General features: G+C 71.2%; 10 protein-coding genes. 4 read left to right on the top strand and 6 right to left on the bottom strand.

Annotated elements, in window-relative coordinates; genetic code table 11:
• Nucleotides 1–122: 122 nt before the first annotated feature.
• From ACFY1L_RS00365 to ACFY1L_RS00355, 3 genes are all read right to left on the bottom strand, one after another.
• Nucleotides 123–1,838, bottom strand: a complete 1,716-nt coding sequence (locus ACFY1L_RS00365; RefSeq protein WP_388815840.1) for an acyl-CoA dehydrogenase family protein — start codon at nucleotides 1,836–1,838, stop codon at nucleotides 123–125.
• On the bottom strand, nucleotides 1,835–3,607 hold the full coding sequence (locus tag ACFY1L_RS00360; RefSeq protein WP_388815837.1) for a fatty acyl-AMP ligase: 1,773 nt from the start codon (nucleotides 3,605–3,607) through the stop codon (nucleotides 1,835–1,837). Before ACFY1L_RS00360 ends, ACFY1L_RS00365 begins: the two co-directional genes overlap by 4 nt.
• A gap of 179 nt (nucleotides 3,608–3,786) precedes the next feature.
• On the bottom strand, nucleotides 3,787–3,918 hold the full coding sequence (locus tag ACFY1L_RS00355; RefSeq protein WP_388815834.1) for a hypothetical protein: 132 nt from the start codon (nucleotides 3,916–3,918) through the stop codon (nucleotides 3,787–3,789).
• Nucleotides 3,919–4,346: 428 nt separating this feature from the next.
• Here ACFY1L_RS00355 and ACFY1L_RS00350 point away from each other — a divergent pair, with 428 nt between their 5' ends.
• Nucleotides 4,347–4,697: an antibiotic biosynthesis monooxygenase gene (locus ACFY1L_RS00350; RefSeq protein ID WP_190174938.1), complete on the top strand. Its 351-nt coding sequence runs from the start codon at nucleotides 4,347–4,349 to the stop codon at nucleotides 4,695–4,697.
• A gap of 18 nt (nucleotides 4,698–4,715) precedes the next feature.
• Nucleotides 4,716–4,880 (top strand): hypothetical protein, encoded by a 165-nt coding sequence (locus tag ACFY1L_RS00345; RefSeq protein ID WP_388815831.1) that lies wholly within the window; start codon nucleotides 4,716–4,718, stop codon nucleotides 4,878–4,880.
• 233 nt (nucleotides 4,881–5,113) lie between these two features.
• Here the strand turns inward: ACFY1L_RS00345 and ACFY1L_RS00340 are convergent, their stop codons facing one another.
• Both ACFY1L_RS00340 and ACFY1L_RS00335 read right to left on the bottom strand, forming a co-directional pair.
• A complete protein-coding gene (locus ACFY1L_RS00340) occupies nucleotides 5,114–5,470 on the bottom strand; it encodes a hypothetical protein (RefSeq protein WP_388815828.1) in 357 nt (118 codons plus the stop codon).
• Between the two features lie 607 nt (nucleotides 5,471–6,077).
• Entirely contained in the window at nucleotides 6,078–6,278 is a 201-nt protein-coding gene (locus ACFY1L_RS00335) for a hypothetical protein (protein WP_388815825.1), read from the bottom strand.
• Between the two features lie 243 nt (nucleotides 6,279–6,521).
• Between ACFY1L_RS00335 and ACFY1L_RS00330 the strand changes: the two genes are divergently transcribed.
• Both ACFY1L_RS00330 and ACFY1L_RS00325 read left to right on the top strand, forming a co-directional pair.
• The gene (locus ACFY1L_RS00330; protein ID WP_388815822.1) at nucleotides 6,522–6,689 is read left to right on the top strand and encodes a hypothetical protein; all 168 of its coding nucleotides are present in this window, start codon (nucleotides 6,522–6,524) and stop codon (nucleotides 6,687–6,689) included.
• Between the two features lie 276 nt (nucleotides 6,690–6,965).
• Entirely contained in the window at nucleotides 6,966–7,349 is a 384-nt protein-coding gene (locus ACFY1L_RS00325; protein WP_388815819.1) for a DUF4440 domain-containing protein, read from the top strand.
• Nucleotides 7,350–7,362: 13 nt separating this feature from the next.
• On the opposite strand, the gene ACFY1L_RS00320 is transcribed toward ACFY1L_RS00325, so the two are convergent.
• A complete protein-coding gene (locus ACFY1L_RS00320) occupies nucleotides 7,363–8,250 on the bottom strand; it encodes a LysR family transcriptional regulator (protein ID WP_388815816.1) in 888 nt (295 codons plus the stop codon).
• Between the last annotated feature and the right edge of the window lie 61 nt (nucleotides 8,251–8,311).

The raw sequence follows: 8,311 nt of genomic DNA, 5'->3' as shown, positions 1-8,311 counted from the left end.
GTGTGGGGGGGCCGGGGGGGGGGCCCGGGGGGGGGGGGGGGGGTGTGGGGGGGGGGGGGGGGGGGGGGGGGGGGGGGGGGGGGGGCGGCGGGGGGGGGCCCCCCACGACCCCGTCTTGTCGATCACGAGGTGACCACCGAGGTCGGAGGAGCGGCGGGACGACCGGCCGTACGAGCGTCGAAGAGCCGGTCGAACACCTCGCCGTCGGTCGGCCGTCCCGGCGGACGCACCGACCGCAGCACGTAGGTGAGGACCGCCTCCAGCCACAGCGGGTCCTCGCCGGGCGTGCGGTTGTGCAGCCACACCCTCAGAGCGGCCGCACCCGCGAAGCACTGCTCGTAGCGGCGCGCCAACGCGAAGGCCTCCGGCGGCACGTCCTGGGAGGCGGGCGGGCTCAGCTCCAGCTCGCGGTGGAGCCGGTCGCAGCTGTCGGTGAGCTCCTCGGCGAGCTCGGCCACATGTGCGGGCGCCTCTCCTGCGGACGCCAGCGCACGCAGTTGACCGCTCGCGGTGTGCAGGCTCTGCGTGAGGCTGCACCCGCCGCGCGCCAGCAGGGTCAGCCGGTCGAGCCGGGCCGGGGGTGGCGGTGCCGACAGGTCGGCGGCGCGGGCGACGGCCTCCTCGTCGGCGATGCCCTGCTGATGCCCGCGGGCCAGCACCGGGAAGTGGTTGATCAGGACGTGCTGGTTGACGAAGGTGCTGCCGTCGAAGATGCCGACCACCCGGTGGTCGCGCTCCAGCTTCTGGAACGCGCCGTGCTCGTGGACCTCGGTGAGGAACGCGCGGGCGCCCAGCAGCTCGCCGCAGGCGGCGACCAGCTCGTCGACGCGGGTGGGGACGTACGACTTGGCCACCGCTGAGATGACGGCCATCTCCTCCGGCAGGGTGTGCACGCTGCGGGCCGCCAGCACGCTCACGATCTCGGCGGCGTGGAGCGCCGCGTACGCCTCTCCGAGCACGCGGCGTACGTGCGGCAACTCGATCAGCCGACGGCCGTAGAGCTCGCGCTGCGCGGCGAACTCCTCGGCCAGCCGCACCGCCTGGTCGGCGGCGCCGAGCGACAGGGCCGTACAGGCGGTCCGGGTGAGCTGCAACGCCTTGAGCACGATCTCCAGCCCGGCGCCCTCCTCGCCGATCAGCGCGTCGGCCGGGAACGGGCAGTCGTCCAGCGCGATTCCGCTGATGTCGGCGCCCCGGATGCCGTGCGTGGGCACCTTGGGCAGCGGCCGCCAGCGGTCCGCCGGGAGCCGCCGTTTGTCGGCCAGCAGCAGGCTGAAGCCGCGCGGCCCGCCCTCCGGCCGGGTGCGCACGAGAAGGCAGAGCAGCGTGCCGCGGGTGGCGTTGTTGATCAGCCATTTCTCGCCGTGCACGCGGAAGCCGCCGGGTTCCGGCGTGGCGGTCGTCTCGCCGGCGAGCAGGTCACTGCCGTGGCCACGCTCGGTCAGGCCCCATGACACCGGCGCCCCGGCGATGATGTCGGCGCCGAGCTCGCGCGCCTGCTCCGGGCGGCCCGCCAGCCACATGCAGCCGCCGCCGAGGAATGTCTTGCCGTGCCCGATCGCGACGGTCAGGTCGCGGCGCGCCACCGCCCGCAGTGCCGCGACGAGCTCGTCGTAGCGGGTCAGCGCCCCGCCGAACTCGGCAGGCACGTACAGGCGCGGCAGCCCCATCCGGTCGAGCTCCCGGCAGATGTCGGCGGGGAACTGCTCGGCGCGGTCCAGCTCGGCGCTGCGGGCGTAGGAGAGGGGCGCGGAGGGGTCGGCGGGATCGCCGAGCGCCCGGTCGAAGCCGGCGAGGTCGACCCGGCCGGTGTCGATCGGTATGTCGGTCACCGTCACGAGGCGTCACCGCCCGCCGCGTCGCCCAGCCGGGCGCGCACGGCCGACGACAGTTCCGCGTGCAGGATCTCAAGCTCGCCGCCGAGGAACCGCCGGCGCAGCAGCCGACGCTGGATCTTGCCGCTGGTCGTCCGCGCCACCGTGCCGGGAGGCACGAGCACGACGTTCTGGGCGGGCACCCCGACATCCCGGGTGAGGCGGTCGCGGACACTCGCGGCGACGCGGGCCAGCTCGTCCGGCGCTGCCCGGGGGGCCCGGCACTCGCGGACGACCACGACCTCCTCCTCGGGCACCGGGACCGAGAAGGCCGCCCCGACGCCGCCTTCCAGAGCCGGGTGCGCCTCCCGCGTCGCCGCCTCCAGGTCCTGCGGGTAGAGGTTGCGGCCGCGGACGATGATCAGCTCCTTGCTGCGGCCCGTGACGTACAGCTCGCCCTCGTGCAGGATCCCCAAGTCCCCGGTGCGCAGGAAGCCGCTCTCCCCGTCGGGCGTGACGGCGTCGAAGACGCGCCGGGTCTCCGCGGACCGTCCCCAGTAGCCCCGGGCCACGTTCGGGCCGCGCACCCAGATCTCGCCTACCCGGCCGTCCGGCAGCGTCCGACCCCCGTCGGCGTCGATGATCCGGACGTCGAGGTGCTCGGCGGGGCCGCTGCTGACGATGCGGTGCACGGTCGCGCCGGGGGCCGGGGGCAGCAGCTCGCCGCGCTCGAACGCGGCGGCGTCCACCTCGGTGATCACGGCGCGGCGGGCAGGCCGGTCGCCGGAGACGACCAGGGTCGTCTCGGCCATCCCGTAGCCGGGGAGCATCGCCTCGGGGCGCAGCCCGGCGGCGGCGAACCGTCGGGTGAACGCCTCGACGGTGGCGGCCTGGACGGGCTCGGCGCCGTTCACCGCGCACCGCCAGCGCGAGAGGTCCAGCCGGGCCAGCTCCTCGTCGGTGATCCGCTTCAGGCACAGGTCGTAGGCGAAGTTCGGAGCGGGAGAGAAGTCGATGCCGTGCCGGTCGATCAGCGTCAACCATGTGTGCGGGCGCTTGAGGAATGCCGTCGGCGGCATCAGCACGCTGCGACCGCCCAGGACGAGCGGCGTGAGCAGCAGCCCGATCAGCCCGAAGTCGTGGTACAGCGGAAGCCAGCCGCCCACCGGGCGGTCGGCGCTCATACCGGAAATCGCGACGAGGATCTCGGCGTTGGCCAGCAGGTTGGCATGGTCGACCATGACGCCCTTGGGGTCGGCGGTGGACCCCGAGGTGTACTGAAGGAAGGCCAGGGCGTGCGGGTCTGCTGGAGGAGGCCGCCACCGGCTCGCCGCGGGCAACTCGTCTCTGGCGGAGTGGGGTGCGAGCACGGTCAGGCCCCGGAGGTCCTGCTCCTTGGCCCAGGACGCAAGCGCCTCGAGGTCAGTGCCCTCGGCCAGGGCTCCGGCCACTCCCGCGTCCCGGGCGATCGCGGCGAGCCGGTCGCCCTGCCGCCGCTGATGGCCGTCGGGCGGCGGCGCGGGCACCGGGACCATGCCCGCGTACATGCAACCCAGGAGGGACTGCGCGAACCCCGGCCCGGAGGGATGCAGCACCAGCAGGCGGTCGCCGACGGCGAACCGTTCCTGCAACAGCGCGGCGACCCGGCGGGCGGCCTGGTCGAGTTCCCCGTACGTCAGGGTCTCGTCGGCCTCGGCGCGGAGTGGGTCCACGCTGAAGATCAGGGCGGTCCGGTCACCGTGCTCGGCCGCCCGTGCACACATGAGTTCGACGAAGGTCTTGTGCTCGTGCATGCAGTGTCAGCCTCCATCGGCGGGACGGTTGGCAACTGAGCGTTACCCCTCCTCCACACCGACCAGTGAGAACGATCCTGGTGCTGGAGTGGCGAATGGGGCGGGCCATTGCCCCACCCTAAAGGTCATTTCGGCGCCGCCGGATGAGTAATTGGCAAGACGTGTGGGTGAGTTGAGGCTCAGAAGGCTTCGGGTCGTTCGATGAGACGGCCGTTTGGTGCATCGGCGAAGTCGGCCGGTTCCTGGACCAGTTGCACGTTCGGGTTGTCCCGGCACCGCACCACCGGGGTGCCGAGCTGCAGGTGGGGCATGACGGGCTGTTGTCGCGTGAGGACGGGTCATGCGGGGTGATGGCAGCGAGGGTGAGCATCGCCTCGGCGTGCTCGGGCAGCAGCGCCTCGGACGCCTCACCCGTCAAGGCTTCCTCGCTCAACCCGGACGAGACCGCTACCAGAAACGGACTTGACGTCCTCTGAGGGTGCATCAGAGCCCGCGCCCCCCCAGGGTCCGGTGTCATCCCCACGTATGACACGGCTTCGCGCGGCCCGACCGAAGTCGCCCGTCGGACCAGGAACTGCGGCTGACTTCACGGCCCGCTTACGCCGCGACGATGGAACGGTCCTCAGAAAGCAGTACCCCCACGGACAAGCGAGCGTCGTGAGCGTCGCCGGACCCAGTACGGCGGTGGTCGGCCGCCTCGGTGCCGTGGGACTACCGATAGCGAGAGGAAGTACCGATGATGGCCAAGCTGCAGAGCCTGGACCCGATTACGCCGATGTTCGCGCAGTTCAAGGAGAAGACCGGACCCATCGTCCTGGCCAACACCTTCTTCGTTCCGAAGGAGAGGACTGAAGCGTTCCTGACCCTCTTTCGGAGGCAGGCGGAGTTCATGAAGGCTCAGCCGGGATTCGTCTCCTTGCAGATGCACAAGGGAACGGCGGACAGTCAACTTCTGATGAACGTCGCGGTCTGGGAGTCGACCGAGGCTCTCGCCACGGCGTTCGGCAGCCCGGAGTTCCAGCGCATGGCTGCCGAGTTCCCCGACGACATCGTGTCGTACCCGCACATCTTCGAGCAGGTCGACGTATGACACAGCAACTGTAGAGGCGTGACCGCGCCCGGCAGCGACTCCGCCCTGCACGGCACCGTCCTCTTCCATGGCCGACGGGTTCCTCGCCCCCGCTCTCGTCCACCGCGGCAGTTCATGTCCGCCGAGTTCGAGGTGGATGCCAAGATCCTCGCCCACGACGGCGAAGTCCGCCCGCTACCGTGAGGGGCGAGCCGACGGCGAGATGCCCTGGGGGCGGGGCGCCTCACCCCGAGAAGGTGTTCCGCGTCCGTGGATCTGCACGAGTACCTCGGCCTGCCCACCAGCGAGCCCTCGATCAACGTCACCCGCTCACGCCTGGGACGACCCGTCCACCAAGGACTCCTCGACAACCAGCACGTGGAATATCGGAAACGGACTTAACGAGCTCTCATAACTGAGGTACGACAGCACGCAGTTCAAGGCCTGAGCCCGTCCTGCTGTACGTCGAAGCAGACCAGGCCCATCGACTCCGCCACGGCTGCCGCATAGGCGGATGCTTCCTCGGCCATGCTCCAGCGCATCGCGAAGTAGATGAGCGGGCCACTGGCTTCGTCGATCAACGGGCCGGTTGCCCAAGGAGAGGTGTCGTCCTCGTCCTCGGCGATGTCACACCAGCGTTCAAGAAGCGTGGCCACGTAAGCAGCGATCTTCTCGGTCGGAGGGTGTTCCAGCTGCCCATCGATGTAGCGGTCGTAGAGGTCGGTGAAGACTCGGCCGGCGGTCTTGTCGTCCGCCGGCCGCTCGCCTTCCCAGACAGCCAGGTCGTAGGTCACGCCCAGAGCGTGGCACATCGCTCTGACAAGCCTCCGGGGCGGGCAGCGGTCAAGAGAAGCACCTCGCACGCCGCGTGGCTGGATCCTCCGTCGACTACTCGCAGTACTCGTCTCCGCGGACGGCGAAGCAGTAGGCGATGGGGCGTCCCTCGGCGTCAAGGAGGTCGACCTCGACCAGCGCGGCTCCACCCGCCACGTCCGCCGTGAGTGGGATCTGTCGAGAAACGGCCCCGTTGCACACGAGGCTCGTACTCCTGTGGTCCAGGACTTTTCCGGAGGCGTCGTTCGCCCATGCCGCTCCCCGGCGGCATCCGGTGCTCAGGCCTCGGAGTACGCCGTCGACGCTGACCGACCGGTTGTAGAAGTCGATCGTGCCGCGAAAGTAGGTCGCGCCGACTGTGAGGTCGAACGACGCCCGATCGGCGGCAGCCGCGCTGGGCGCGCCTGTCAGAGTCAATCCTGCGGCAGCCACGAGCGTGGCTACGACCGCGGTCGTTCTTTTTGCGGTCCGTCGGATGCTTGGACGCAAGTCAACCCCTCTTCTTTCGTGACAGTTGTTGAGGTCACTGCGGTTGCCCCATGGTCATCAGGTCCGCGCGGTGGCCGCCTACTCGTAGCAGGGGGCCCCGCACTGTGCGGAGACCGTGCCGCTCGCGCTGGCCGCTGTGGAGGTGACGTGGTGGGTGGTGATCACGGGCGTCTTGCTGGTCTCCCAGGGCATGGGGGCGGCCATGGCCTGGGGAGCGAGGGCGATAAGCGCGGTGGTGGCCACGAACACGGTGGCGACAGCTCGCTTGCACAGGCGCATCTGAACTCCTCGATCGTCGATCGGCCAGTGGGGTTCGGCGCCTGGCGCGCTGCTCGGACAGGCCGCCGCGGCCGGCTGTCAGTCTCACGGTGCGCGCAGCCCCAGGCCAGGTTCGTCGTAGGAGTTCGGCACATCTCCATACGATCAACGCGAATGGCGGACCGCGTTCCGGGCGAGGCCCGAGGCCGACCTGGTCGCCGATGGGAATGCCGGGCCCACGATCGAGCCCGTCCCGGTGCGCACTTGAACGAGCCGCCGCTGCCGCCGAGCCGACTGCGCCCCGAACTGCCGTGCAGCTGGGACGAGTTGATCCTCGCGCTGCTGGCGAAGGAACCGGACGACCGGCCGGCCTCGGCGGCAGCCCCTCGCGGACGGCCCGGCCCGGCTCCACCCCGATCCGAACCGTTGTGATCACCGACCCGGCTGGACCACGCGAGGCCTGCGGCCATTCCCCGGCAGCCCCGCAGCGCCACGTCCCGCCCGGCCTCACCCCGACTCCAGCCTGGCTGTGTCGACCCCGCCCGGTCCGGGTGCATACACCCCCGCCTTCCGTCCGGGCGCCCGCCAAGTCCCAACCGCTGTCCGCCGCCGCAGTCGCGGTCGAACCGATACCTGGCCGACACCTCTGCCCCCGCCAAGGCACAACTCGCTTGCCGACGCACTGGGTTCACGCGCAAGGATGCCCGTGTGAACCACGAAAACGACGACGTGAACGCGGCGATCGCCGGCGAACTGCGACTCCTGGACCCCGCCGTCCGCTCCTCCGCCGAGGGCGCCCGGCTGTTCGACCCCGAGTTCGTGGAGGTCGGCGCCTCGGGGCGGCGGTACACGTACGAGGAGACGGTCGCCGGGCTGCCCGACAAGCCCGGCAGTTCCGTGGACGGTCCGGTCTACCAGCCGTCGGAGATCACGGGTGTCCTGCTCGCGCCCGGTCTGGTGCACCTCACGTTCGAGACCGTCTTCGACGGCCGCCGGGCCCGCCGCAGCTCCCTGTGGCGCAAGCGCGACGAGGAGACGGGCTGGCGCATGTACTACCACCAGGGCACCCCCGTGCCGCCGGGGACGGACTAGGCCCCGGCCCGGCTCACCGCTCCAGCAGCATCCGCTGGAGCTCGCGCGCCGCCCGCGGCGGTGCCACGTCGCTGCGGTGCGCCAGTGCGATGGTGCGGTGCAGTCCGGGCCGGGCGAGCGGGGTGACCCGGAGTCCGCGGCCGGACCGTGCCGCGACCATGCGCGGTACGACGGCCACGCCGAGCCCGGCCCGTACGAACCCCAGCACCGCGTCCATCTCGCCGCCCTCCACCGCGAAGTCGGGCTCGAAGCCCTCGGCGCGGCACGCGGCCACGGTCAGTTCGCGCAGGTCGTAGCCGTGCCGGAACATCACCATGGGTGCGCTCTCCAGGTCGGCGATGCGTACGGTGCGCCGGCCCGGTCCGGCGGGCGCCGGCGACTCCGGTGACGACACCACCACCAGGTCCTCGCGCAGCAGCTCCACCGTCGTCAGCGCGGGGGAGGGCGAGGGCAGCGGCAGCACGACGAGCGCCAAGTCGAGGGCGCCGCGGGCGAGTTCGCGTACGAGATCGTGCGAGCCGCCCTCCTCGATCAGCAGCCGGATGCCGGGATAGCGGTCGTGGAAGGCGCGCAGCACATCCGGCAGCAGACCCGTGCACAGGCTCGGCGTCGCGCCCAGCCGCACCCGGCCACTGCGCAGCTGCACCAGCTCCTGCACCTCGTGCCGCGCCGTGTCCGCGTCCGCCAGGATGCGGCGGGCCAGCGGCAGCAGCGCCTCGCCCGCGTCGGTCAGCGTGATGTTGCCGCGCGCCCGCAGGAACAGATCGGCCCCCAGCTCCCGCTCCAGTGCCTTGATCTGCTGGGACAGCGACGGCTGCGCGACATGGACCAGGTCGGCGGCCCGGGTGAAGTGCCGGGTCTCGGCGACCGCCACGAAGTACTGGAGCTGCTGGAACTGCATCCTCGTACGATAGCCGCTTCCTATGGAATCAAGCCGGACCATGTCTTGGACCGATGGGGCC

The sequence above is a fragment of the Streptomyces sp. NPDC001663 genome (genome assembly GCF_042893105.1).
GTDB lineage: Bacteria > Actinomycetota > Actinomycetes > Streptomycetales > Streptomycetaceae > Streptomyces.
Note: the sequence above shows the minus strand (reverse complement) of the source record. Positions and strands in the feature narration are given on the sequence as shown.